Source organism: Pseudomonas sp. 28 E 9, assembly GCF_900004785.1.
In the GTDB taxonomy this organism is placed as follows: domain Bacteria; phylum Pseudomonadota; class Gammaproteobacteria; order Pseudomonadales; family Pseudomonadaceae; genus Aquipseudomonas; species Aquipseudomonas orientalis_A.
Window position 1 is genome coordinate 123,796 of record NZ_CVTK01000050.1, and the last position, 23,486, is coordinate 147,281.

General features: G+C 61.9%; 24 protein-coding genes and 1 other RNA gene. 13 read left to right on the plus strand and 12 right to left on the minus strand.

The window, feature by feature from the left end:
* Positions 1 to 101 precede the first annotated feature (101 nt).
* Both BFQ00_RS16780 and BFQ00_RS16785 read left to right on the plus strand, forming a co-directional pair.
* The gene (locus BFQ00_RS16780; protein ID WP_065934157.1) at positions 102 to 2,489 is read left to right on the plus strand and encodes a TonB-dependent receptor plug domain-containing protein; all 2,388 of its coding nucleotides are present in this window, start codon (positions 102 to 104) and stop codon (positions 2,487 to 2,489) included.
* 27 nt (positions 2,490 to 2,516) lie between these two features.
* Positions 2,517 to 3,170: a gamma-glutamylcyclotransferase gene (locus BFQ00_RS16785; protein ID WP_065887016.1), complete on the plus strand. Its 654-nt coding sequence runs from the start codon at positions 2,517 to 2,519 to the stop codon at positions 3,168 to 3,170.
* Here BFQ00_RS16785 and glpT read toward each other — a convergent pair.
* Together glpT and BFQ00_RS16795 are read right to left on the minus strand one after the other, a co-directional pair.
* A complete protein-coding gene (gene glpT / locus BFQ00_RS16790) occupies positions 3,167 to 4,504 on the minus strand; it encodes a glycerol-3-phosphate transporter (RefSeq protein ID WP_065887017.1) in 1,338 nt (445 codons plus the stop codon). The genes BFQ00_RS16785 and glpT overlap by 4 nt on opposite strands.
* Before the next feature lie 274 nt (positions 4,505 to 4,778).
* Complete coding sequence (locus BFQ00_RS16795; protein WP_065893900.1) at positions 4,779 to 5,756, minus strand: NADPH:quinone oxidoreductase family protein; 978 nt, start codon at positions 5,754 to 5,756, stop codon at positions 4,779 to 4,781.
* A gap of 150 nt (positions 5,757 to 5,906) precedes the next feature.
* On the opposite strand from BFQ00_RS16795, the gene BFQ00_RS16800 reads away from it, so the two are divergent.
* Positions 5,907 to 6,323 carry a flagellar basal body-associated FliL family protein gene (locus BFQ00_RS16800; RefSeq protein WP_065893899.1) on the plus strand — a complete coding sequence of 139 codons (417 nt, stop codon included), beginning with the start codon at positions 5,907 to 5,909 and terminating at the stop codon, positions 6,321 to 6,323.
* Positions 6,324 to 6,327: 4 nt separating this feature from the next.
* On the opposite strand, the gene BFQ00_RS16805 is transcribed toward BFQ00_RS16800, so the two are convergent.
* On the minus strand, positions 6,328 to 6,777 hold the full coding sequence (locus BFQ00_RS16805; protein ID WP_065934158.1) for an EVE domain-containing protein: 450 nt from the start codon (positions 6,775 to 6,777) through the stop codon (positions 6,328 to 6,330).
* Between the two features lie 194 nt (positions 6,778 to 6,971).
* On the opposite strand from BFQ00_RS16805, the gene BFQ00_RS29680 reads away from it, so the two are divergent.
* Positions 6,972 to 7,118: a hypothetical protein gene (locus BFQ00_RS29680; protein ID WP_015886446.1), complete on the plus strand. Its 147-nt coding sequence runs from the start codon at positions 6,972 to 6,974 to the stop codon at positions 7,116 to 7,118.
* 6 nt (positions 7,119 to 7,124) lie between these two features.
* On the opposite strand, the gene BFQ00_RS16810 is transcribed toward BFQ00_RS29680, so the two are convergent.
* From BFQ00_RS16810 to BFQ00_RS16825, 4 genes are all read right to left on the minus strand, one after another.
* Complete coding sequence (locus BFQ00_RS16810; protein WP_065934159.1) at positions 7,125 to 7,754, minus strand: 5-formyltetrahydrofolate cyclo-ligase; 630 nt, start codon at positions 7,752 to 7,754, stop codon at positions 7,125 to 7,127.
* 58 nt (positions 7,755 to 7,812) lie between these two features.
* Positions 7,813 to 7,991: non-coding RNA, 6S RNA (gene ssrS / locus BFQ00_RS16815), on the minus strand.
* A 30-nt stretch (positions 7,992 to 8,021) separates the two neighbouring features.
* On the minus strand, positions 8,022 to 8,339 hold the full coding sequence (locus BFQ00_RS16820; RefSeq protein ID WP_065887022.1) for a cell division protein ZapA: 318 nt from the start codon (positions 8,337 to 8,339) through the stop codon (positions 8,022 to 8,024).
* A complete protein-coding gene (locus BFQ00_RS16825) occupies positions 8,336 to 8,545 on the minus strand; it encodes a TIGR02449 family protein (protein WP_003177365.1) in 210 nt (69 codons plus the stop codon). Before BFQ00_RS16825 ends, BFQ00_RS16820 begins: the two co-directional genes overlap by 4 nt.
* A 139-nt stretch (positions 8,546 to 8,684) precedes the next feature.
* On the opposite strand from BFQ00_RS16825, the gene BFQ00_RS16830 reads away from it, so the two are divergent.
* The 9 genes from BFQ00_RS16830 to gcvH all read left to right on the plus strand — a co-directional run bounded on the left by BFQ00_RS16830 (position 8,685) and on the right by gcvH (position 18,505).
* The gene (locus BFQ00_RS16830) at positions 8,685 to 9,242 is read left to right on the plus strand and encodes a YecA/YgfB family protein (RefSeq protein ID WP_065934160.1); all 558 of its coding nucleotides are present in this window, start codon (positions 8,685 to 8,687) and stop codon (positions 9,240 to 9,242) included.
* A 20-nt stretch (positions 9,243 to 9,262) separates the two neighbouring features.
* Complete coding sequence (pepP, locus tag BFQ00_RS16835) at positions 9,263 to 10,585, plus strand: Xaa-Pro aminopeptidase (RefSeq protein ID WP_065934161.1); 1,323 nt, start codon at positions 9,263 to 9,265, stop codon at positions 10,583 to 10,585.
* The gene (ubiH, locus tag BFQ00_RS16840; protein ID WP_065934162.1) at positions 10,582 to 11,769 is read left to right on the plus strand and encodes a 2-octaprenyl-6-methoxyphenyl hydroxylase; all 1,188 of its coding nucleotides are present in this window, start codon (positions 10,582 to 10,584) and stop codon (positions 11,767 to 11,769) included. Before pepP ends, ubiH begins: the two co-directional genes overlap by 4 nt.
* A complete protein-coding gene (locus BFQ00_RS16845; protein WP_065887025.1) occupies positions 11,762 to 12,247 on the plus strand; it encodes a DUF4442 domain-containing protein in 486 nt (161 codons plus the stop codon). The genes ubiH and BFQ00_RS16845 overlap by 8 nt, the downstream gene beginning before the upstream one ends.
* Before the next feature lie 8 nt (positions 12,248 to 12,255).
* Positions 12,256 to 13,473 carry a 2-octaprenyl-3-methyl-6-methoxy-1,4-benzoquinol hydroxylase gene (locus BFQ00_RS16850; protein ID WP_170827569.1) on the plus strand — a complete coding sequence of 406 codons (1,218 nt, stop codon included), beginning with the start codon at positions 12,256 to 12,258 and terminating at the stop codon, positions 13,471 to 13,473.
* A gap of 547 nt (positions 13,474 to 14,020) precedes the next feature.
* Positions 14,021 to 15,025 (plus strand): extracellular solute-binding protein, encoded by a 1,005-nt coding sequence (locus BFQ00_RS16855; protein WP_065934164.1) that lies wholly within the window; start codon positions 14,021 to 14,023, stop codon positions 15,023 to 15,025.
* A 187-nt stretch (positions 15,026 to 15,212) separates the two neighbouring features.
* A complete protein-coding gene (locus BFQ00_RS16860) occupies positions 15,213 to 16,829 on the plus strand; it encodes an ABC transporter permease (RefSeq protein WP_065934165.1) in 1,617 nt (538 codons plus the stop codon).
* A gap of 156 nt (positions 16,830 to 16,985) precedes the next feature.
* A complete protein-coding gene (gcvT, locus tag BFQ00_RS16865) occupies positions 16,986 to 18,068 on the plus strand; it encodes a glycine cleavage system aminomethyltransferase GcvT (protein WP_065934166.1) in 1,083 nt (360 codons plus the stop codon).
* A 53-nt stretch (positions 18,069 to 18,121) separates the two neighbouring features.
* A complete protein-coding gene (gene gcvH / locus BFQ00_RS16870) occupies positions 18,122 to 18,505 on the plus strand; it encodes a glycine cleavage system protein GcvH (protein ID WP_065934167.1) in 384 nt (127 codons plus the stop codon).
* A 126-nt stretch (positions 18,506 to 18,631) separates the two neighbouring features.
* On the opposite strand, the gene BFQ00_RS16875 is transcribed toward gcvH, so the two are convergent.
* The 5 genes from BFQ00_RS16875 to BFQ00_RS16895 form a co-directional block, all read right to left on the minus strand.
* Positions 18,632 to 19,774 (minus strand): DegT/DnrJ/EryC1/StrS family aminotransferase, encoded by a 1,143-nt coding sequence (locus BFQ00_RS16875; RefSeq protein ID WP_065934168.1) that lies wholly within the window; start codon positions 19,772 to 19,774, stop codon positions 18,632 to 18,634.
* A gap of 157 nt (positions 19,775 to 19,931) precedes the next feature.
* Positions 19,932 to 20,246, minus strand: a complete 315-nt coding sequence (locus tag BFQ00_RS16880) for a DUF2388 domain-containing protein (protein ID WP_057723397.1) — start codon at positions 20,244 to 20,246, stop codon at positions 19,932 to 19,934.
* Positions 20,247 to 20,314: 68 nt separating this feature from the next.
* Entirely contained in the window at positions 20,315 to 20,761 is a 447-nt protein-coding gene (locus BFQ00_RS16885; protein WP_065887032.1) for an NfeD family protein, read from the minus strand.
* A gap of 10 nt (positions 20,762 to 20,771) precedes the next feature.
* Complete coding sequence (locus BFQ00_RS16890) at positions 20,772 to 21,692, minus strand: SPFH domain-containing protein (RefSeq protein WP_003176797.1); 921 nt, start codon at positions 21,690 to 21,692, stop codon at positions 20,772 to 20,774.
* Between the two features lie 77 nt (positions 21,693 to 21,769).
* Positions 21,770 to 23,452 carry a GspE/PulE family protein gene (locus BFQ00_RS16895; protein WP_065934169.1) on the minus strand — a complete coding sequence of 561 codons (1,683 nt, stop codon included), beginning with the start codon at positions 23,450 to 23,452 and terminating at the stop codon, positions 21,770 to 21,772.
* Positions 23,453 to 23,486: the final 34 nt, after the last annotated feature.

Consider the following 23,486-nt stretch of genomic DNA (forward strand, 5'->3'; position numbering starts at 1 on the left):
CATCCACAGCCACCAATCACTGACCGCTACCGCCCGCCAGCCGGATCGATCGTACGAACTCAGAGCGTTGAAGTTCTATTAATTGATTCATAGGGAGCGGTATGGGGAGCTACAGAAAACACGCGTTATACACGGCGATTTTGTCGGCCAATTTGCTGACCACCGTGGGATTCAATCCCGTTCTTGCGGATGAAACGTCCGCCGTCGATGTGCCACAACTGGATACGGTCATCGTGACCGGCACCCGCGCCCAGGAGCGCACCGCCAGTGCTTCGCTGTCGCCAATCGATGTGATCTCCGGCGAAACCCTGCGCAGTACCGGCTCCGACGAGCTGGGCGCTGTGCTGGCGCGCCTGATCCCATCGATCAACTTTCCACGGCCAAGCCTGGTGGATGGCGCCGAGCTGGTACGCCCGGCGCAGTTGCGCGGTTTGTCACCGGACCAGGTGTTGGTACTGGTCAACGGCAAGCGCCGTCATACCAGTGCTTTCGTCAACCTCGGCGGTGCGGTCGGTCGCGGTTCGGCACCGGCGGACCTGAATGCAATCCCACTGTCGGCGGTGGACCACATCGAAGTGCTGCGCGATGGCGCGTCGGCACGTTACGGCTCCGACGCGATCGCCGGCGTGATCAACGTGATCCTCAAGCACGACGACCAGGGCGGTTCGATCTCCACCCGGTTCGGCGGGTACAAAAAGGGTGACGGCATCCAGCGTAATGTCAGCGGCAATACGGGCCTGGCATTGGGCGAAAACGGCTTTATCAATCTGTCGGCCGAAGGTGCCGACAACGATTACACCAACCGTGCCGGCAATGATTACCGCCCAGGCAGCGTCGGTTCCACCACCTACGGCCAGCGTGTATTCCGTCAAGGCGAGCCGGCCACCAATGAGGGCAAATTCCAGTTCAACTCGGAATATTCCTTCAACGATGCCGCCGAATTCTACAGTTTCGGTGGCTACAGCAAGCGCCGCGGCGAGACGGCAGCGTTCTACCGCGCCAGCAACGCTTCCAACAATATTGCGGTACTCAACCCCAACGGCTACCTGCCGCTGATCAAGGGCAACCTGGAAGACACCTCGCTGGTGGTGGGCCTGCGCGGGCTGCTTGCCTACGACTGGCACTACGACCTGTCGGCCAACTACGGCAAGAATCAGTACGAGCTCGGCACCGAAACCATCAACACCTCCCTGGGCCTGGCGACGCCGCGCAAATTCAACAACGGCACCCTGAGCAACGAGCAGAAGCAAGTCAGCCTGGACCTGTCCCGCGAGTTTGATCTGGGCTGGCTGCCGTACCCGGTCTCCGTGGCGTTCGGCGGTGAATACTTGCATCAGGGCTATGAAATCCAGGCAGGTGAGCCCGCGTCCTACTACCAGACCGGCAGTTCTGGCCTTGGCGGGTTCCGCGATGCCGATGCCGGCACCAGTACGCGGCATAATTGGGCGCAATACCTGGATTTGGAAACCCACTTCACCGAAAAACTCAGCGCCTCGGCCGCCGTGCGCCATGAGGACTACAGCGATTTTGGCTCCAACCTCAGCGGTTCGCTGTCGGCGCGTTACGACTTCACCCCGCAAGTGGCGTTGCGCGGCAGCATTTCCAATGGATTTCGCGCGCCGTCCCTGGCCCAGCAGAACTTCGCCTATACCTCATCGCAATTGATCGGTAATACGATCCAGGAGGCCGGCACGTTCCCGGCCAACAGCCAGGTGGCGCGCCTGCTCGGTGCCGAAGACCTCAAGGCTGAAAAGTCGCGTAACTACAGCCTTGGCCTGGTGCTGGAGCCTGCCGACGACCTGACGGTGACACTGGATGTGTATCGCATCGACATACGCGACCGCATCAGCCTGTCGTCCAACCTGAATCTCAATCCGGCGACGGTGGCCTACCTGCAAGCCAACGGTGTCGGCAATATCAACTACACCACAGCGCGTTATTTCACCAACGCCACCGACACCAGCACCGACGGTGTCGACCTGGTGGCCAACTATCGCTATCTGTTCGATAACGGTATCCGCTGGAACAGCACCGTGGGCTACAACTACAACCACACCAAGGTCACCGATGTGAAGGCCAACCCGGCCGTCCTCGACAGCCTGGGCGCCAACCTGGTGCGGGTGGACCGTCGCGAGCGCATCGGCTTGCTCGGCGATACCACGCCCCAGCACAAGCTGAGCCTGGGCAACGACTTCACCTTCGGCAATTGGGCGCTGCACAGCAACCTGGTGCGCTATGGTGAGTTCACCAGCTACCAGGCGGACAAGGTCAACGACCAGACCTTCAAGGCAGCCTGGGTGCTGGACCTGTCGGCGGACTACAAGTTGAAGAACTGGACCTTCACCCTCGGCGGCGACAACGTCACCGATAAATACCCCGAGAAGGTCAATGCCTACGCCAGCAGCGGCGGCAACCTGGCCTACAGCACTTTTTCGCCGTACGGTTACAGCGGCGCGTTTTATTACGGTAAAGTCGCTTACAACTGGTAGCACACAGGAGGCGCAACGCTTTTCGCCATGACCGCCATTGAAACCGATCTTTTGCAGTTGGCTTACCCTCCGCGGCTCGATCTTGGGCCGCAACTCACTCACGAACAATTAATGAGCTCCATGCAGGCCACCATGGCCCGGCATAAGGGTGGGCCGGTCTGGCTGTTTGCCTATGGTTCGCTGATCTGGCGTCCTGAATGTTCGTCGAGCGAGCGGGTGCGCGCACGGGTTCACGGTTATCACCGTGGCCTGTACCTGTGGTCCCACGAGCATCGGGGTACGCCGGAGTTGCCGGGCCTGGTGTTCGGGCTGGATCGGGGCGGTTCGTGCAGCGGGTTTGCCTACCGCTTGCCGGAAGATCAGTTGGAGGCTTCGCTGTATGCATTATGGCAACGCGAAATGCCTTACCCCTCCTACAAGCCGCACTGGCTCAGTTGCCGCCTCGAAGATGGCAGTCAGGTGCAGGCGTTGGGATTTGTGCTGGAGCGGCACTTGCCCAGCTATGCCGGCAACTTGCCCGATATCGTACTGAACCATGTGCTGCAAAGCGCTTGCGGGCGTTACGGCACCACGCGCGATTATGTCGAGCAGACCGTGAACGCCCTGCGTAGCCACGCCATGCCAGATAAAAACCTGGAGGCGCGGCTCAAGCGTTGTGCGAAGGATTGCCCGGGCAGTTAGCGCGCCGAGCTGACGCTGTTGGTGTGCCACAGCGTCGGGATCAGGAAGGCGATCGCCAGCACGCACGCGCCGATCAGCAGCACGAAACCACCGTCCCAACCGAAGTGGTCCACGGTGTAGCCCATCGCCGCGCTCGCCGCCACCGAACCGCCCAGGTAGCCGAACAGGCCGGTGAAGCCGGCCGCGGTGCCGGCGGCTTTCTTCGGTGCCAGTTCCAGCGCCTGCAGGCCGATCAGCATCACCGGGCCGTAGATCAAAAAGCCGATGGAGACCAGCGCAATCATGTCGACCATCGGGTTGCCCGGCGGGTTGAGCCAGTAAACCAGAGTCGCCACGGTCACCAGCGCCATGAACACGATGCCGGTCAGGCCGCGATTGCCCCGGAAGATCTTGTCCGACATCCAGCCGCACAGCAGCGTGCCCGGGATACCTGCCCACTCGTAAAAGAAATACGCCCAGGACGACTTGTCGACCGTGAAATGCTTGGCTTCTTTCAGGTAGGTCGGCGCCCAGTCCAGTACGCCGTAGCGCAGCAGGTAGACGAACACGTTGGCGAGGGCGATGTACCACAGCATTTTGTTGCGCAGCACGTACTTGACGAAGATTTCCTTGGCGCTGAATTCGTCTTCGTGGCTGGCGTCGTAGCCTTCCGGGTAGTCGTTCTTGTACTGCTCGATCGGCGGCAGGCCAACCGATTGCGGCGTGTCGCGCATGGTGATGAAGGCAAACGCCGCCACTGCCAGCGCCACCGTGGCCGGGACGTAGAACGCCGCATGCCAGTCATTGAACCAGGCCATGCCGAGCAGGAACAACGGGCCGATCAGGCCGCCGCCGACGTTGTGCGCCACGTTCCACACCGAGACCACGCCGCCGCGTTCTTTCTGCGACCACCAGTGCACCATGGTCCGCCCACTTGGCGGCCAGCCCATGCCTTGGGCCCAACCGTTGATGAACAGCAAAATGAACATCATGGTCACGCTGGACGTCGCCCAAGGCGCGAAACCGAAAATGAACATCACCCCCGCTGACACCAGCAGGCCGAAGGGCAGGAAGTAACGCGGGTTGGAGCGGTCGGACACCAGGCCCATGAGGAACTTGGACAGGCCGTAGGCAATCGCGATGGCCGACATCGCCAGGCCCAGCTCACCGCGGGTGTAGCCCTCGTCGATCAGGTACGGCATGGCCAGGGAGAAGTTTTTGCGCAGCAGGTAATAGCCGGCGTAACCGAAGAAAATACCGGCGAAGATCTGCCAGCGCAGGCGTCGGTAGGTGCTGTCTATTTTTTCTTCAGGCAGGGGCGCCTGGTGTGCGGCAGGTCGGAAGAAAGCAAACATTCAAGGGCTCCAAATTTCTTGTTTTGACTGCGGATGCGAATGTTACAGTTTCGTTACCGAAAATAGCATCGCCTCTTATCCGCAAACACAGGAAATGGGAGCAATTGCATGTTCTCTTATGAACATGTCGCAAATAGGTAAGTGTGGGTCGTTGAGGATCAAACGTGGGAGGGGGCTTGCCCCCGATGGTGGTGTATCAGGTTAGTCATTGCTGGCTGACCCACTGCTATCGGGGGCAAACCCCCTCCCACATTTGGGCTGCATTCCACTTCGGTCAGCGGATTTGCACCACAACCTTACCCACCGCCTTGCGCTGCCCCAGGTCATTGATCGCCTGGGCCGCCTGTTCCAGCGGGTACACCTGCGACACCAACGGCTTCAACTTGCCCTCGGCATACCAGGTGAACAGTTGCTGAAAATTGGCCGCATTGTCCTGCGGCTGACGCTGGGCAAACGAGCCCCAGAATACGCCCACCACCGCCGCGCCCTTGAGCAGTGCCAGGTTCACCGGCAATTCGGGGATGCGCCCGCTGGCAAAGCCCACTACCAACAGACGGCCATTCCAGGCGATCGAACGGATCGCCTGGTCAAACAGGTCACCGCCCACCGGATCGTAGATCACATCGGCGCCGTTGCCGTCGGTGAGGCGTTTGACCTCATCCTTGAGGTTGGCTTCGCTGTAATTGATCAACTCATCGGCGCCGGCCGCCTTGGCCACCGCGAGTTTGTCGGCGCTGCTGGCGGCGGCGATCACCCGGGCGCCCATGGCCTTGCCGATTTCCACGGCGGCCAGGCCCACGCCACCGGAAGCGCCGAGCACCAGCAGGGTTTCGCCGGGTTGCAGGTTGGCCCGCTGCTTCAGCGCGTGCATCGAGGTGCCGTAGGTCATGCTGAAGGCGGCGGCGGTGTTGAAGTCCATGCTCGGCGGGATCGGCAGCACGTTATAGCCCGGCACCGCCACCTGCTCGGCAAAACTGCCCCAGCCGGTCAGGGCCATCACGCGATCACCAACTTTCAAGTGGCTGACCTTCTCCCCGACGTCACTCACCACGCCCGCCGCTTCGCCACCCGGGGAAAACGGGAAGGGCGGCTTGAACTGGTATTTACCCTCGATGATCAGGGTGTCCGGAAAATTCACCCCGGCCGCGTGCACGTCCAGCAGGACTTCGTTCTTCTTGATCGCGGGGCTGGCGATCTCTTCCAGCACCAGGGTTTCGGCGGGGCCGAAGGCTTTGCACAGCACAGCTTTCATCGGACTATTCCTTTTGGCGTCGTGGCCGATAAGTGTAGGAGGGTACGCCCGTGGGTCAACAAGCATGCCCGCGCCTGATAAGCCCCCATAAGCTTGTGCTCAGCCTTGCTAGCGTTATGCTACCCGGCAACCGAATTCGAGGAATGAACTGTGAAAGCGTGGATCCTGTTGATGCTGGCCCTGACCTTGCCGATGGTCGCCCAGGCCGAAGAAGCCAAAGAGGCCAAAGAGGGCGAGGCGCCGAAGGTCAGCTATATCAGCCTGACGCCGCCGTTTGTGGGCAACTACGGCCTGGATGGCACGGCAAAACTCAAGGTATTCAAGGCCGACATCGCCTTGCGCGTCACCGGCACCGAAGCCGCCGCAGCGGTCAAAGCCAATGATGCGTTGATTCGCAACCAACTGGTGGCACTGTTTACCCAGCAGACCAACGAAGCCATGAGCACGGTTGAAGGCAAGGAAAAGCTGCGCCAGGAAGCGTTGAAACAGACGCAGCAGGTGATGAACGATGAGACCGGCAAGCCGATGGTGGAAGACCTGTTGTTCAACAACCTGATCATTCAGTAACCCTTCAACGCAACGCCAGGACTGCCGCCCATTGTTCGGCAGTGACCGGCATCACCGAGAGCCGGCTGCCTTTTTGCACCAGAGGCAGTTCGGCCAGCGCGGCCTGCTGTTTCAGGTAGCCCAGGCCCAGCACCTTGGGAAAGGTCTGCACGTGCGTGACGTCAATTGCGCTCCACGGGTTTTTTTCCGGGGTGGCCTTGGCATCGAAATAGTGGCTTTCTGGTTCCAGTGCGGTGGGATCAGGATAGGCGGCCTTGACGATTTTGCCGATGCCGGCAATGCCTGGCTCGGGGCAGCTGGAGTGGTAGAAGAAGAATTCGTCGCCCACCGCCATGGCCCGCAAGAAGTTGCGCGCCTGGTAATTGCGCACCCCGTCCCAACGGGCTTCACCGAGCGTTTCCAGGCCTTTGATCGAGAGTTCGTCGGGCTCGGATTTCATCAACCAGTAGGCCATTTTTGCGCTCCTGAAAAAGGCATTGGGCAAGTTGTCGGGCAATCCCATGACAAACCGACAGTCGGTTGGCGTCAAGGTTTGCGTGTTGGTTCACGTTACCGCAGAATGCCGGGCTTCAAGCTTGGCGCAGCTGCAACGGACTACTTTGGAACGTTGTTGTCATCGTGTACGAGATGCCTGAAGGGGGGCAATCGATGCAACGTAAACCGGATTTACTATGGATATTGGTTATTTTGTTTGGTCTGGGTGTCGTGACCACCGGGTATGCCCAGAGCTTGTGGTCGAACAAGACCGATGCACCGGTTGAGCTTTCGCCTGTGCAGCAGCAATTCAAGCGTTAACGCGATTTAAAGCGTCGCTGGTTCCAGCGGCGTTTCTGCTACATACCATTGCTTTTCGGTGACAGTGCCCGCCAGCGGCACGTCCCAACTCGCCTGCGCCAAGCGATCGACTTGCTGACATTCATGGGCCAACCCCAGCAGCGTCGGCTTGCGCCACGTGTTGCGCCTGGCGAGGTAAGCCAGGCTGCGGTCATAGAAGCCGCCGCCCATGCCCAATCGCCCACCCTCATTATCGAACCCCACCAGCGGCAGCAGCACCAGGTCCAGCGCCCACACTTTGCGTTGGCGGTGGGCATCGGCCCGAGGCTCGAGAATACGAAAGCGGTTGGGCAGCAACTTATCCCCAGGCCGCACGCGCTGGAACACCATTTTGGTACGCGGCCACGCACTCAGTACGGGCAGGTAGGTGGCCTTGCCCCGGCGCTGGGCAGCGCGCAGCAGCAGACGCGGATCGATTTCACCGTCCGTCGGTAGATACAGGGAAATATGTCTGGCCCGGCGAAACAGCGGGTGCTGTGCCAGTTGCCGGTAAAGACCTTGCGCGGCCTGACGCTGCTCGCTCGGTGTCAGAGCGCGGCGTGCTTTGCGCAACAGGCGTCGAAGTTGCGGACGGGAAAGCGGCGCAGGTTCGGTCATGGCTGTTCGGCTCATAAAACAATGCCAGTCCGAAGACTGGCATTGAGTTTGGGAATTCAGGCTCCCCGGCAGAGCCGCTGTCGACTAAGCCCTTGAACCCGAAAGTTCAAGGTGGAAGAAGCAGTAGGCTTTAAGGCTTTCCGTCTAGCGGACATGCACACCAGCCCAACGTGCAACTTCCAGGGTAGTGCGAATCGGCTCCGGGACATCGCCGACTGGCAAACACGCCAGGGAGTGAGGCGAGTATACCTTAAACAGACTCGGCAATCAGCCCTTGGGTGCGTCGGAATCGGTGGAAAGCGCCAGGTCGACGCGTTCGAGCAGGTCACGCACCTGCTCGCGGGTCGAGCCGCTGGCCTGCGCGTCAGGGCGTTCCTGCTTGTGCAGCAGGTCGTGGGTAATGTTCAGCGCAGCCATCACGGCGATGCGGTCGGCGCCGATCACTTTGCCGCTGCTGCGGATTTCACGCATCTTGCCATCCAGGTAGCGGGCAGCGCTCACCAGGTTGCTGCGCTCCTCCTGGGGGCAGATGATCGAATACTCTTTGTCGAGGATCTGCACGGTAACGCTATTGCTTGAACTCATGAGTCTTGCTCCAGGGCCTTCAGGCGCGAAATCATCGATTCGACCTTACGCCGGGCGATTTCGTTTTTTTCAATGAGGTGAGCGCGTTCCTCGCGCCAGGTCTTTTCCTGAGCTAATAGGAGTCCGTTTTGACTCTTAAGTTGCTCGACCCGATCAATTAGCAGTTCGAGTCTGGCCATCAGCGCTTGCAGGTCGGTGTCTTCCATTGGGTTCCACTGGATTTTGTCTGATGAATGGCAACTTCAGGATAAACGATCTGACGCCCTCGATAGTCTTGGTGCGTCTGCCGGTGCTAGGATACAGCGCTCCATTCTAGACATTGCGCCGTCTGGCGCCTAGCTCACCATGCCCATTCAGAACTCCCCGTACGACGCTTTTTCCAAACTGCTGAGCACCAGCGGTCATCCTTGCTCGCCTGCCGAACTGCACGGCGTGCTGTTGGGCCGCAGTTGCACCGGCGTGGGCTTCGATGCCGACAACTGGCTGGCCGATGTGGCCGAGCTGCTGGAAACCGAACCGACCGAGAACGTGCGTAACGCGCTGATCGGCCTGCAAGAGATGGTCAAGGGCGAGCTGACCGGTGATGACGTCACCGTGGTCCTGCTGCTGCCGACCGACGAGGCACCGCTCGCCGAGCGCGCCGCTGCACTGGGCCAATGGTGCCAGGGCTTCCTCCACGGTTTCGGCGTGAATGCCGGCGGCCTGGAACTGAGCACCGACGCCAAGGAAGTGTTGCAGGACCTGGCAGCCATCTCCCAGGTGCAAGACGCCCTGGAAGAATCCGAAGACGGCGAGGGTGACTACATGGAAGTCATGGAATACCTGCGCGTTGCGCCGTTGCTGCTGTTCACCGAGACCAGGAAGTCCGCTGAACCTGCGGCGCCCAAGCCGTCGCTGCACTGAAAAAGGAAGCCCGTCTGCCCATGATCCATATCCCCAAAGCGGAATACACCCGTCGCCGCAAGGCGCTCATGGCGCAGATGGAACCCAACAGCATCGCGATCCTGCCGGCCGCCGCCGTGGCGATCCGCAACCGTGATGTGGAACATGTCTACCGCCAGGACAGCGACTTCCAGTACCTGAGCGGCTTCCCCGAACCGCAGGCGGTGATCGTGCTGATGCCCGGTCGCCAGCATGGCGAGTACATAATGTTCTGCCGCGAACGCAATGCCGAACGCGAATTGTGGGACGGCCTGCGCGCCGGTACCGAAGGCGCGATCCGCGATTTTGGCGCTGACGACGCGTTTCCCATTACCGATATCGACGACATCCTGCCCGGCCTGATTGAAGGCCGCGACCGGGTGTATTCGGCCATGGGCAGCAATGCCGAATTCGACCGGCATGTGATGGAGTGGATCAACGTGATCCGCTCCAAGGCGCACCTGGGGGCCCAGCCGCCGAACGAATTCGTTGCCCTGGATCACTTGCTGCACGACATGCGCCTGTATAAATCGGCGGCGGAAGTGAAGGTGATGCGCGAGGCGGCGCGAATTTCCTGCGGCGCCCATGTGCGCGCGATGCAGACCAGCCGTGCCGGCCTGCATGAGTTCAGCCTGGAGGCCGAGCTGGACTACGAGTTCCGCAAGGGTGGCGCGAAAATGCCGGCGTATGGCTCCATCGTGGCGGCCGGGCGCAACAGCTGCATCCTGCATTACCAGCAGAATGACGCGCTGCTCAAGGACGGTGACCTGGTATTGATCGACGCCGGTTGCGAGATCGACTGCTACGCCAGTGACATCACTCGCACCTGGCCGGTCAACGGCAGGTTTTCGCCCGAGCAAAAGGCGATCTACGAGATTGTGCTGGCCTCTCAGGAAGCCGCCTTCGCGCAGATCGCGCCGAACAAGCATTGGAACCAGGCGCATGAGGCGACCGTGCAGGTCATCACGGCCGGGCTGGTCAGGCTGGGGTTGCTGCAGGGCGAGGTTGACGAACTGATCGCCAGCGAAGCCTACCGCGCCTTTTATATGCATCGCGCCGGCCATTGGCTGGGCATGGATGTGCATGATGTGGGCGAGTACAAAGTCGGCGGTGAATGGCGCGTGTTGGAAGTCGGCATGGCCTTGACCGTGGAGCCGGGGATCTATATTTCACCGGATAACCAGAACGTAGCGAAGAAGTGGCGTGGCATTGGCGTACGCATCGAGGACGACGTGATAGTGACCAAGCAAGGCTGTGAAATTCTGACCGGCGCGGTGCCCAAGACGGTGGCCGAGATCGAAGCGCTGATGGCGGCTGCCCGATGAGCCGGGTCAACCTGGCGATCATCGGCGGTGGCCTGGTGGGCGCCAGCCTGGCGCTGGCGTTGCAGGCCGGGGCCAAGGTGCGAGGGTGGAAAATCGCACTGATCGAGCCCTTCGCGCCCGGCGACAGCTATCAGCCGAGCTACGATGCGCGTTCCTCGGCGCTGTCCTTTGGTGCGCGGCAGATCTATCAGCGCCTGGGCGTGTGGCAGGACATTTCCCGTCGCGCCGAGCCGATCAAGCAGATTCATGTGTCCGACCGTGGACGTTTCTCCACCGCGCGTCTGTCAGCCCTGGAAGAGGGCGTGCCGGCCCTCGGTTACGTGGTGGAAAACGCCTGGCTGGGCCAATGCCTGTGGCAAGGCCTGGATAAAGAGGTGGTGAGCTGGCGCTGCCCGGCGGAAGTCACGCGCATGGAGCCGCTGCCTGATGGCTACCGCCTGACCCTCAACGATGAAACCGTGCTCGAATGCGACCTCGCGGTACTGGCCGACGGCGGCCGCTCGGGCCTGCGCGAACAACTGGGCATCGGCGTCAAGACGCGCCCGTACAACCAGAGCGCGCTGATCGCCAACATTACCCCGAGCGAAGCCCATAATGGCGAAGCGTTCGAGCGCTTCACCGATGAAGGACCGATGGCCTTGCTGCCGCTGCCCGACAACCGCTGCGCACTGGTCTGGACCCGCATGGGCATGGACGCCGAGCGCCTGGCGGGCCTTGACGAGCGCAGTTTCCTCAGCGAATTGCAGGGCGTGTTCGGCTATCGCCTGGGCACCCTGAAGCAGGTAGGCGCGCGGCATCTGTATCCGCTGACCCTGGTGGAAGCGGAAGAGCAAGTCCGCTCGCACCTGGTGGTCCTCGGCAATGCGGCGCACAGCCTGCACCCGATCGCCGGGCAGGGTTTCAACCTGTCCCTGCGCGACGCCAACGCCCTGGCCGAAGCCTTGCTGGCCGGGCCTGCCGTGCCGGGCGACCTGGCGACGCTGCAGCGCTACCGCGAGCGCCAGCGCCTGGACCAGCAACTGACGGTGGGTTTCTCCGACCAGGTCACGCGCCTGTTCGGCAGCGGCCAACCATTGGTGGCGCTGGGGCGCAACATGGGCCTGCTCGGCCTGGACCTGCTGCCGCCGGCCAAGCGCTGGTTCGCCCGCCAGGCCATGGGCCTGGGTACGCGCCCCGATGCGTAAGTGGCTGATCCAGCGCCTGGGCAAGGCGCGGCTGCTGCGCTGGGTGATGACGCTCTATCCGCCGTACCTGGGCGCCGGGGTCAGCGTGCAGCAGATGAGCGCCGACTTTCGTCACGTCAAGGTGCGCATGGGCCTGGGCTGGTATAACCGCAACTATGTGGGCACCCAGTTCGGCGGCAGCCTGTATTCGATGGTCGACCCGTTCTACATGCTGATGCTGATGGAGAACCTGGGCCGCGATTACATTGTGTGGGACAAGGCCGCCAGCATCGACTTCATCTCGCCGGGCAAAGGCCCGGTGTATGCCGAGTTTTCCATCGACGACGCCCTGCTCGATGAGGTTCGTCGACAGACCGCCGATGGCGAGAAATATTTGCCTCGGCTCAAGGTCCAGATTCATGACGGCTCCGGCACCCTGGTGGCGCGGGTCGACAAAACCCTTTACGTGCGGCGCAAGCCGCCAGCGAGACAGGCTTGACTATGGACATGCGCGCAGATGTGCTGATTGTCGGGGCCGGAATGGTCGGAAGCGCCCTGGCGCTGGCGTTGCAGGGCAGTGGCCTGCAGGTATTGCTGCTTGACGGCAGCCCGTTGAGCGTCAAGCCGTTCGAACCGGCGGCGGCGTTTGAACCGCGGGTGAGTGCGCTGTCCGCCGCCAGCCAGCGCATTCTCGAACGCCTTGGCGTGTGGAACGGCATCGTCGAGCGCCGCGCCAGCCCCTATGGCCAGATGCAAGTGTGGGACGGCAGCGGCACCGGGCAGATCCACTTCTCGGCGGCCAGCGTGCATGCCGAGGTGCTGGGGCATATCGTCGAGAACCGTGTGATCCAGGATGCCTTGCTGGACCGCCTGCATGATTGTGATCTGGGGCTGCTGGCCCATGCGCGCCTGGAGCAGATGCGCCGTTCCGGCGATGAATGGCTGCTGACCCTGGCCGATGGGCGCAAGCTGCGCGCACCGCTGGTGGTCGCCGCCGACGGCGCCAACTCCGCAGTGCGCCGCCTGACCGGCACCCCCACCCGTGAATGGGACTACCTGCACAACGCCATCGTGACCAGCGTACGCAGCAGCCAGCCGCACCAGCGCACGGCGTGGCAACGCTTCACCGACACGGGCCCGCTGGCATTCCTGCCGCTGGTGCGCGATGGGCAGGAGGACTGGTGCTCGATCGTATGGTCGACCACGCCGGCGGAGTCCGAGCGTTTGATGGCCCTGGACGATGAGTGCTTCTGCCGTGAGCTGGAGCGGGCCTTCGAAGGGCGCCTCGGCAACGTGATCAGCGCCGACCCGCGCGTCTGCGTGCCGTTGCGTCAGCGCCACGCCAAACGCTACGTGGCCGAGGGTCTGGCGTTGATTGGCGATGCGGCCCACGTCATCCATCCCTTGGCGGGGCAGGGCGTGAACCTGGGGTTCCTCGATGCCGCAGTGTTGGCCGAAGTGTTGCTGGCGGCGACCGAGCGTGGCGAGCGTCTGGCGGATGTGAAGGTGCTGAGCCGCTACGAACGTCGGCGCATGCCGCATAACCTGGCGCTGATGGCGGCCATGGAAGGCTTCGAGCGCCTGTTTCAGGCCGATCAACTGCCGCTGCGCTGGTTGCGCAATGCCGGGTTGAAGATCGTCGACCAGATGCCCGAAGCCAAGGCAGTGTTTGTACGGCAGGCCTTGGGCCTGACCGGCGACCTCCCGGACCTCGCCAAACTGTAAACCGAAGTGCGGCCCCCTGTGGGGAGGGGGCTTGCCCCCGATGGGGGCCTCGGGGCTGGCCGGGATGTTGGATTGGACCGAGTACATATCCGTTTCTGCGGTAACGGCTGCTATGGGTTCCGCCCTTACAGCGGCTCACTTTTGAAAAGCGCAAAAGTAAGCAAAACGCTCTTGCCCCACCACTCGGCACCTCGCTTAGGCTCGGTGTGCCCGAACGCAGGCTTGAATCCGTGGGCCGCCGCAATGGGCCATCCCTGGCCCAGTGCGGCTAACCCGGCGTCCTGCCGGGTTACCCACGGATTCAAGCCTGCGTTCGGCCAGCGTGGTTTAACGGGGCGCCTGAGATCAAAAGCAGATCAAGAGCGGCTCGCTTCGCATCGTGGTTACGGTTGGGCGCTGCTGGGTTGTGTAGATACCTATGCCCGATGAGGACGCCAGCCTTCACGCATGTCTCCGACCGTGCAACATCTGGTAACGCCTCCACCAAGCGTTACCAAATGTGAGTCCTTATCATTTGCGCTCTTTTTGCAAATGAGAGACCGCACCCATGTTGGCATCCAAGCGCCTCCTGACTGCCCTGGCACTCACCCTGATCGGCAGCGCCACCGCGCAGGCCGCCGACGAAGTGGTGGTCTACTCCTCGCGCATCGACGAACTGATCAAGCCGGTGTTCGACGCCTATACCCGCAAGACCGGCGTACAGGTGAAGTTCATCACCGACAAGGAAGCCCCGCTGATGCAGCGCATCAAGGCCGAGGGCGAAAATGCCACCGCTGACCTGCTGCTCACCGTCGACGCCGGCAACCTCTGGCAGGCCGAGCAGATGGGCATCCTGCAGCCGTTCACCTCCGAGGTGATCGCCAAGAATATCCCGCTGCAATACCGCTCCTCGGCCCATGCGTGGACCGGTTTGAGCCTGCGCGCGCGGACCATCGCCTATTCCACCGACCGGGTAAAACCGGGCGACCTGACCACCTACGAAGCCCTGGCCGACAAACAGTGGGAAGGCCGCCTGTGCCTGCGCACGGCGAAAAAGGTCTATAACCAGTCCCTGACCGCCACGCTGATCGAGACCCACGGCGCGGCCAAGACCGAAGAAATCGTCAAAGGCTGGGTGAATAACCTGTCCACCGACGTGTTCTCCGACGATATCGCCGTGCTGGAGGCGATCAACGCCGGGCAATGCGACGTGGGTATCGTCAACACTTACTACTACGGTCGCCTGCACAAGCAGAAGCCGGACCTGGCGGTGAAGCTGTTCTGGCCGAACCAGGGCGACCGTGGCGTGCATGTGAACCTGTCGGGCATTGGCTTGACCAAACACGCGCCACACCCGGCGGCGGCCAAGGCCCTGGTGGAATGGATGACCACGCCCGAGGCGCAGAAGATTTTCGCCGACGTGAACCAGGAGTTCCCGGCCAACCCGGCGGTACCGCCGTCGGCCGAAGTGGCGACCTGGGGCAAGTTCGTGGCCGATACTTTGCCGGTGGAAGTGGCGGGCAAGCGTCAGGCCGAGGCGATCCGCTTGATGGATCGTGCCGGTTGGAACTGAGTTTTTAAATCGTTAAAGCTTTTTGTAGGAGCGAGCTTGCTCGCGAAAAACTCACAGGCACCGCGTTCATTCAGGAAGCGCGCGTTATCGTTGACGTTTTTCGCGAGCAAGCTCGCTCCTACAGACGGCCACCTCCCACACTGTTTTGTGTCTGCTGTCAGACAGTCCATTCCCAGGGAATTTGCTCTTGGCCCACCCCGCCCAACGCCGCTGGTACCTGCCGGTCTTCACCGTCGCCGCCCTAGTGCTGTTGCCGCTGAGCGTGCTGTCGCTGTCCTGGCAAAGCATCGATCAACAAATCTGGTCCCACCTGTGGGACACGCAGATGCCTCGCTTGCTGGGCAACACCTTGACCCTGGTACTCGGCGTCGGCGTTGGCGTGACCTTGCTGGGGGTGAGCCTGGCCTGGCTGACCAGCCTTTGCGAGTTCCCGGGGCGGCGCTGGCTGGATTGGGCGTTGATGCTGCCCTTTGCGATTCCGGCCTATGTGCTGGCCTTCGTGTTTGTAGGACTGCTGGACTTTGCAGGCCCGGTGCAGACCCTGCTGCGCGACTGGTTCGGTACAGGGTTGCGCTTGCCCCGCGTGCGCTCCACCAGCGGCGTGATCATCGTCCTGGTGCTGGTGTTCTACCCCTATGTCTATCTGCTGGCGCGTTCGGCATTCCTGGCCCAGGGCAAGGGCTTGATGGAAGCGGCACGGGTGCTGGGCCAGTCGCCGTGGCAGGCGTTCTGGCGCGTGGCGCTGCCCATGGCGCGGCCGGCGATTGGTGCCGGTGTCGCCTTGGCCCTGATGGAAACCCTGGCGGATTTTGGTGCGGTCTCGGTGTTCAATTTCGACACGTTCACCACCGCCATCTATAAAACCTGGTATGGCTTTTTCAGCCTGTCCAGCGCCGCCCAACTGGCCAGCCTGTTGTTGCTGGTGGTGATGCTGGTGCTGTATGGCGAGCGGCGCGCGCGGGGAGCGAGCCGACCCGGCAACGAGCGCCCGCGCAGCAAGGCGCTGTATCACCTGCGCGGGGTCAAGGCGGCCGCGGCCAGCGGTTGGTGTGGCCTGGTGTTCGCCTGCGCGTTTGTGATCCCGATGCTGCAACTGGTGGCCTGGTTCTGGCAGCGCGGCCGCTTCGATCTGGATGAGCGCTACACCGGCCTGATCGTGCATACGCTGTACCTGGGTGGGATCGCGGCGCTGGTGACTGTCAGCGTGGCGCTGATACTGGCGTTCGCCAACCGCCTGGCGCCGACGCGGGCGATCCGCTCCGGCATCAGCCTGGCGAATGTCGGTTATGCCTTGCCCGGGTCGGTGTTGGCGGTGTCGATCATGTTGGCCTTCAGCTATCTGGACCGCGAACTGGTGGTGCCGCTGTCGGGCTGGCTGGGCGGCGCGGGCAAGCCGTTGCTGCTGGGCAGCCTGTCGGCGCTGGTGCTGGCGTATCTGGTGCGATTCCTGGCGGTCGCCTACGGGCCTCTGGAAAACAGCCTGGCGCGTATTCGCCCATCGTTGCCCGAGGCCGCACGTAGCCTGGGCGTGAGTGGGCCCCAACTGTTTTGCAAGGTGTATCTGCCGCTGCTGCTGCCCGGCACCCTGAGCGCGGCGCTGCTGGTGTTTGTCGATGTGCTCAAGGAAATGCCCGCCACCTTGCTGATGCGCCCGTTTGGCTGGGACACCCTGGCGGTGCGCATCTTTGAAATGACCAGTGAAGGGGAATGGGCACGGGCCTCGCTGCCGGCGTTGACCCTGGTGCTGGTCGGATTGCTGCCGGTCATCGGGTTGATCCGACGCTCCGCACGACAAATCGGCTAGGTGCCAGTCCTACAGCTTGCGGCTACAATGCGCGGCATTCGGTGTGCTCCGTCTTTCGGATCGACCTGCTGTCTGTGGCTGCGGGCCTTGTCGTTCAAGGTGTTCGGCGCAAGTGGCAGCTCTGCGCACCTTCGCCAAGCCCGGAAGGAGAAACCCATGGGACAGCGTACGCCTCTGTATGACCTGCATCTCGCCCTCGGCGCGAAAATGGTCGATTTTGGCGGTTGGGATATGCCTTTGCATTACGGCTCGCAAGTCGAGGAGCACCATCAGGTGCGGCGCGACTGCGGGGTGTTCGATGTATCTCATATGACCGTGATCGATGTCAGCGGCCCCCAGGCCAAGGAATGGCTCCAGCACCTGCTGGCCAATGATGTCGATCGATTGCACGGCTGCGGCCGTGCGTTGTACAGCGCCATGCTCAACGAGCAGGGCGGGGTGGTGGACGACATGATCGTCTACCGTACCGAAGCCGGTTACCGACTGGTGGTCAACGCCGCCACCCGTGATCAGGACATGGCCTGGATGCAGGCGCAACTGGGCAGCTATCAGGTGCAGTTGCAGGAGCGTTCCGAGCTGGCCATGCTCGCCATTCAAGGTCCCCACGCGCGGCAGAAGATCGCCGAACTGGTGACCCAGTCCCGTGGCACCCTGATCCATCAGCTCAAACCTTTCGAAGGCCAGGCCGACGGCGACTGGTTTATCGCCCGCACCGGTTACACCGGCGAAGACGGTCTGGAAATTGTCCTGCCTGCGGACCAGGCGCCGGGTTTTTTCAACGACCTGGTGGGCGCCGGCATTTCCCCCATCGGCCTCGGCGCGCGCGATACCTTGCGCCTGGAGGCCGGCATGAACCTGTATGGCCAGGATATCCACCAGCAGGTGTCGCCCCTGGCTGCCAATATGGCCTGGAGCATCGCCTGGGAACCGGCAGGGCGCAATTTTATCGGCCGCGCCGCGCTGGAAGCGGAAAAAGCGGCCGGTGTGCAGTTCAAATTGGTCGGGCTGGTCCTGGAAGAACGTGGGGTTCTGCGTGCTCACCAGGTGGTTCGTATCGCCAATGTTGGCGAAGGGGAGATCACCAGTGGTAGTTTCTCTCCTACGCTTAGCAAATCCATTGCCCTGGCGCGTGTACCGACGGCGACCGCCGACCGGGCCGAAGTGGAAATCCGCGGCAAGTGGTACCCGGTTCGAGTGGTCAAGCCGACCTTCGTCCGCCATGGCAAAACCTTGATCTAACTATTTTCCGGCGGGCCACTGGCCGCTGACATTTCTTCTTGAGGACACAGACTATGAGCAATATCCCTGCCGACCTGCGTTTTGCCGAAAGTCATGAGTGGGCCCGTCTGGAAGCCGACGGCAGCGTGACCGTCGGGATCTCCGACCATGCCCAGGAAGCGTTGGGCGATGTGGTGTTTGTTGAGCTGGCTGAGGTTGGCGCCACATTTGAAGCACAGGGCCAGGCGGGTGTGGTTGAGTCGGTGAAGGCGGCTTCGGACATCTATGCCCCGGTTGCAGGCGAGGTGATTGCGGTCAACGAAGAGTTGAGCGGCAGTCCTGAGCTGTTGAACTCCGACCCTTACGGCGCCTGGATCTTCAAGCTCAAGCCAAGCAACGCGGCTGACCTGGACAAGCTGCTCGATGCTGCACGCTACGCAGCCGCCATCGGCGAGTAAACGCAGAACCCAATGTGGGAGGGGGCTTGCCCCCGATTGCGCCGGGTCAGCCATTGATGAGTCGGCTGACACTCCGCCATCGGGGGCAAGCCCCCTCCCACATTTATTTGCACCGGCCTTAAGTGATCAGTCCGCCTTTAATACCGCTTTGACCGCCGCCACGGCGCGCTCCACATCCGCCTCCGTCATCGCCGTGAACATCGGCAACGACACGATCAATCGCCCAACACGCTCCGCCACCGGGAACATCCCGTCCTTGAAGCCCTGTGCCCGATACAGGCTCAGCAGGTGGATGGGCGGGTAGTGATAGCCAATGCCGACGCCAAGGGCTTGCATCTGCTCCATAAACGTAGCGCGGGCGGGCAGACCATCCTGACGCTCCGGCAATACCAGTTGGAACAGGTGCCAGTTGCTGTTTTCGAAGTCCGCCGGCGGCAGTTGCGCGCCGTACTGCTGTTCGAAATCACTGCCGAAGCATTCGAAGTAGTGGCGTGCCAGGTTCTGGCGATGGGCGGTGATCTTCTCGATGTGGGCAAATTGCCCGAGGCCGATGGCGGCGGCGATATCGGTCATGTTGAACTTGCCGCCCAGCACGTCCACATCCAGGCCGTCGAAACCGCTGCGGGTCACACCTTGCAGGCGGTATTTCTCGGCCAGGCGGGCTTCTTCGGCGTTGTTCAGCACCAGGCAGCCGCCTTCGGATGAGGTGATGTTCTTGTTCGCCTGGAAGCTGAACGACACGAAGTCGCCGGTAGCGCCGATGCGTTCCCCGTCCCAGCTGGACCCCAGCGCCTGGGCGGCATCCTCGACGATGCGCAGCTTGTACTTGTTGGCCAGCGCATAGAGCATCGGCATATCCAGGGGCAAGCCGGCCAGGTAGACCGGGATGATCGCCTTGGTGCGTGGAGTGATCGCCGCTTCAACCTGAGCCAGATCGATGTTGCGGGTTACCGGGTCGATATCGGCAAAGACCGGGGTGGCGCCCACCTCGAGGATGACGTTGGCCGTGGCGACCCAGGAGATTGGCGTCGTGATGACTTCATCCCCAGGCCCGATGCCGGCGATGCGCAAGGCAATTTCCATGGTGCAGGTGCCGGAGTTGAAGGTGCGCACCGGGCGGCCGCCAAAGTATTCCGACAACTGCGCTTCGAATGCCTGCACCTTCGGCCCACTGGTGATCCAGCCGGAACGCAGGACATCGCCGACCGCCGAGATCGTGGCTTCGTCAATGGTAGGTTTGGAGAACGGCAGGAAGGGCTGTTGGCTCATGACGAAGAAGGCATCCGGTAGGCGATGAGTGATGGACGTGTGAGTCCTGCATGGTTGCACGGCTCGACTGAATATAGCCTGTCGCCCGTGAACGATTCGTCATGTTGCAGGCAAAAAAATGCCGCTTGAAAAAGCGGCATTTTTTACGCTGTAGTCGTTACTCGGTAACAGCGTTCTTCGCGAGGATGGCGTTGGCCAGTTCCATGTCCGTAGCCTGCAGGCCAGGGTTGTCGGCGCGCACTTTCTGCATGGCCGCTTCCAGGTACGGGCCGCGGATGCCGCCGTCGCTGGCGACGAAGCTGCCGGCGTCGTCCTGGGCCGCGACGACCATTTTGTGGTCCTTGAAGGTCAGGTAGGTCGAGCCGGTGGTGGCGCCCGACGAGATGACATTACGCCAGAAGCTGTCGGCCATGGCTGAGCCGACAGGGAGGGAGAGCACAGCGAGGGTTGCGACAGCATATTTAAGACGCATGATGGGTGACTCCGGTGGGTTATCTGTACGTTTTGATTGTAGTTAACCTTATCCAGTTCCATCACTGACTAAACAGTTTCAACCTTTAAAACCACGCCATCCTGCCCAATCACGCGGACTTGAGCGCCTACAGGGGCATCGGTACCGGTGACCATCCATACGCCATCGCCGACCTTGACCTTGCCCCTGCCGTCCACTATCGCCTGATGCACCACGAACGTGCGCCCGACCAGCTCTGAGCCGCGCTCGTTCAAGCCGGGCTGGTCGCTGGCCTTGGCGCTGCTGCGTTGGCGTCGCCACCAGTACACGGCCGTCAATATCGACAACAGGGCGAACAGCAGCAGTTGCCACTCAAGTCCAAGGGGCGGGACGATAAACTTGATCACGCCCACGGCCGCTGCGGCGATACCCATCCACAACAGGTAGCCTCCGGCACCGAACACCTCGAGAATCAACAACACGGTGCCCAGCGCCAACCAGTCCCAGAACGAAAGATGCTGCAGGAAATCCCACATGGTGGCGACCTCAGCCTTTCTTGTTGTCGAAGGTGGCTTTGACGATCTCGCCGATACCGCCCACGGCACCAATCACCTGGCTGGCTTCCAGCGGCATCAGGATGACTTTGCTGTTGTTGGCCGATGCCAGCTTGCCCAGGGCATCGATGTATTTCTGCGCGACGAAGTAGTTCACCGCCTGCACGTTGCCGGAGGCGATCGCTTCCGAGACCACCTGGGTCGCGCGGGCTTCAGCCTCGGCCTGACGTTCACGGGCTTCGGATTCGAGGAAGGCGGCCTGGCGGCTACCCTCTGCCTCGAGGATCTGCGCCTGTTTCTTGCCCTCGGCGGTAAGGATCGCCGAGGCTCGCAGGCCTTCGGCTTCGAGGATCTGCGCACGCTTGATCCGCTCGGCTTTCATTTGCCCGGACATGGCCGCCATGAGGTCGGCGGGCGGGCTGATGTCCTTGATTTCGATACGGGTGATCTTGATGCCCCACGGCGCCGTGGCTTCGTCGACGGTGCGCAGCAGCTTTTCGTTGATACCGTCGCGCTGGCTGAGCATGGCATCCAGCTCCATGGAGCCGAGCACCGTACGGATATTGGTTTGCAGCAGGTTGCGAATGGCATGTTCGAGGTTGTTCACCTCATACGCGGCCTGGGCAGTGTTGACCACCTGGAAGAAGCACACGGCGTCAATCTGCACGGTGGCGTTGTCGGCGGTAATCACTTCCTGGGGCGGGATATCCAGCACGCTTTCCATCACGTTGATCTTGCGGCCGATGCGGTCCATGACCGGGATGATGATGTTCAGGCCGGGCTTGAGGGTGTTGGTATAGCGGCCGAAACGTTCGACGGTCCACTGGTAGCCCTGGGGCACCACCTTGAAACCCATGAACAGGATGGCAATGGCCAATCCCACGAAAAGAAGCAGTACGGTTCCGATCTGCATTGCGATTCCCTATCTGATGATGTCAGTGACACGACGTTCGGTCGATTGTAACGGTGTCGTCACGGATAAGGACGGTTTCATTGCCCAATGCTCAAAGGATTTGTTTCTGAATCCCCAGGGGTAACCCTGAGGACCTCCGCCAGCGTCGTCAGCCCCGCCTTCACCTTTTGCATGCCGGCCATCCGCAGGCTGTGCATGCCTTGCCCGAGTGCGGCATGGCGCAAGGCCTGAACGTCGGCGCCGGGGGTGATCAGCGCCTTGAGGGTTTCATCAAGGACCATGATCTCGTAAAGCCCGGCCCTGCCCCGATAGCCACTGTCGCGGCACTCTCCACACCCGACCGCTGCGTAGACGTCGGCCACGGCGCGTTTGCAATGGGGGCACAGCACGCGCACCAGGCGCTGTGCCATGACGCCTATCAGTGTCGCCTTGATCAAATAATGAGCGATGCCCAACTCCTGCAAGCGGCTGATGGCGCTCGGCGCATCGTTGGTGTGCAGCGTTGACAGCACCAGATGCCCGGTCAGCGCTGCCTGGATCGCCATCTCGGCGGTCTCCTGGTCGCGAATCTCGCCGATCATGATGATGTCCGGGTCCTGGCGCAGCAACGCGCGGATACCGCTGGCGAAGGTCAGGTCGATGTTGTGCTGCACCTGCATCTGGTTGAATGCCGGCTCGACCATTTCGATGGGGTCCTCCACCGTGCACAGGTTGACCTCCCGGGTCGCCAGTTGCCTGAGGGTGCTGTAGAGCGTGCTGGTCTTGCCCGAGCCGGTGGGGCCGGTGACCAGAATGATGCCGTTGGCCTGTCGGGTCATGACCTGCCAGCGCTGCTGATCGTCGGCGGACAGCCCCAGTTGATCGAAATCCTTGAGTAGCACCTGGGGATCAAAAATGCGCATGACCAGCTTTTCGCCGAAGGCGGTGGGCAAGGTCGACAGGCGCAGTTCCACTTCAACGCCCGCCGTTTTCATGTTGATGCGCCCATCCTGGGGCTTGCGCTTCTGCGCCACATTCATACGCCCAAGGCTTTTCAGCCGGCTGACGACAGCGGTGGTGACCTGGGGCGGAAATTGGTAGACGTCATGCAACAGCCCGTCAATGCGAAAGCGCACACGCCCCTGTTCGCGGCAGGGCTCGATATGGATATCGCTGGCCCGTTGATCAAAGGCGTACTGCAACAGCCAGTCGACGATATTGACGATATGCGCGTCATCGGCATGCGGTTCGCTATCGCCGGCGCCCAGGCTGAGCCGTTCGACAGTACCGGGGGGCGCCATTTGCTGGTCGGCGCCGCTGACCGATTTGGCCAGACGGTAAAATTCATTGATACAGCGCTGGAGGGTTTGAGGGTTGGCCACCACGCGCTTGATCGAGCGTTTGAGTACCTGGGAAAGCCCGGCCTCCCAGCCGCTGACATGGGGCTGGGCGCTGGCAACCGTCACGCTGCGCGCATCCATGGCCACTGCAAGGATGGCGTGGCGCTGGGCGAAGGCGTGGGACATCAGCGGCACCACCGTCGCCACGTCGATCTTCAACGGGTCGATGCGTAGATAAGGCTGATCGACGTGTCGGGCCAGCCACTGCGTCAGTGTTTCCAGGCACGTTCCTTGTGCGGCGATCGTTTCCAGTGGGTGCCGGCCGCTGGCAGGCGCGGACGATAGCTGTCGCGCCGTCTCTGGCGTAATCAGTTGCTGCTCGATCAATGCAGGCAGCAACTGTTGCAGTTCCAGAGGGCGATCTTGCAGGACGGCGGACATGAGGGGTTCCTGGTTGGCGTCGGGGTGTAATCCC

Coding starts and splice junctions, on each gene's coding strand:
- BFQ00_RS16780 (WP_065934157.1), top strand. CDS start 102: ATGGGGAGCTACAGAAAACACGCGTTATACACGGCGATTTTGTCGGCC.
- BFQ00_RS16785 (WP_065887016.1), top strand. CDS start 2,517: ATGACCGCCATTGAAACCGATCTTTTGCAGTTGGCTTACCCTCCGCGG.
- glpT (WP_065887017.1), bottom strand. CDS start 4,504: ATGTTTGCTTTCTTCCGACCTGCCGCACACCAGGCGCCCCTGCCTGAA.
- BFQ00_RS16795 (WP_065893900.1), bottom strand. CDS start 5,756: ATGAAAGCTGTGCTGTGCAAAGCCTTCGGCCCCGCCGAAACCCTGGTG.
- BFQ00_RS16805 (WP_065934158.1), bottom strand. CDS start 6,777: ATGGCCTACTGGTTGATGAAATCCGAGCCCGACGAACTCTCGATCAAA.
- BFQ00_RS29680 (WP_015886446.1), top strand. CDS start 6,972: ATGCAACGTAAACCGGATTTACTATGGATATTGGTTATTTTGTTTGGT.
- BFQ00_RS16810 (WP_065934159.1), bottom strand. CDS start 7,754: ATGACCGAACCTGCGCCGCTTTCCCGTCCGCAACTTCGACGCCTGTTG.
- BFQ00_RS16820 (WP_065887022.1), bottom strand. CDS start 8,339: ATGAGTTCAAGCAATAGCGTTACCGTGCAGATCCTCGACAAAGAGTAT.
- BFQ00_RS16825 (WP_003177365.1), bottom strand. CDS start 8,545: ATGGAAGACACCGACCTGCAAGCGCTGATGGCCAGACTCGAACTGCTA.
- BFQ00_RS16830 (WP_065934160.1), top strand. CDS start 8,685: ATGCCCATTCAGAACTCCCCGTACGACGCTTTTTCCAAACTGCTGAGC.
- pepP (WP_065934161.1), top strand. CDS start 9,263: ATGATCCATATCCCCAAAGCGGAATACACCCGTCGCCGCAAGGCGCTC.
- ubiH (WP_065934162.1), top strand. CDS start 10,582: ATGAGCCGGGTCAACCTGGCGATCATCGGCGGTGGCCTGGTGGGCGCC.
- BFQ00_RS16845 (WP_065887025.1), top strand. CDS start 11,762: ATGCGTAAGTGGCTGATCCAGCGCCTGGGCAAGGCGCGGCTGCTGCGC.
- BFQ00_RS16850 (WP_170827569.1), top strand. CDS start 12,256: ATGCGCGCAGATGTGCTGATTGTCGGGGCCGGAATGGTCGGAAGCGCC.
- BFQ00_RS16855 (WP_065934164.1), top strand. CDS start 14,021: ATGTTGGCATCCAAGCGCCTCCTGACTGCCCTGGCACTCACCCTGATC.
- gcvT (WP_065934166.1), top strand. CDS start 16,986: ATGGGACAGCGTACGCCTCTGTATGACCTGCATCTCGCCCTCGGCGCG.
- gcvH (WP_065934167.1), top strand. CDS start 18,122: ATGAGCAATATCCCTGCCGACCTGCGTTTTGCCGAAAGTCATGAGTGG.
- BFQ00_RS16875 (WP_065934168.1), bottom strand. CDS start 19,774: ATGAGCCAACAGCCCTTCCTGCCGTTCTCCAAACCTACCATTGACGAA.
- BFQ00_RS16880 (WP_057723397.1), bottom strand. CDS start 20,246: ATGCGTCTTAAATATGCTGTCGCAACCCTCGCTGTGCTCTCCCTCCCT.
- BFQ00_RS16885 (WP_065887032.1), bottom strand. CDS start 20,761: ATGTGGGATTTCCTGCAGCATCTTTCGTTCTGGGACTGGTTGGCGCTG.
- BFQ00_RS16890 (WP_003176797.1), bottom strand. CDS start 21,692: ATGCAGATCGGAACCGTACTGCTTCTTTTCGTGGGATTGGCCATTGCC.
- BFQ00_RS16895 (WP_065934169.1), bottom strand. CDS start 23,452: ATGTCCGCCGTCCTGCAAGATCGCCCTCTGGAACTGCAACAGTTGCTG.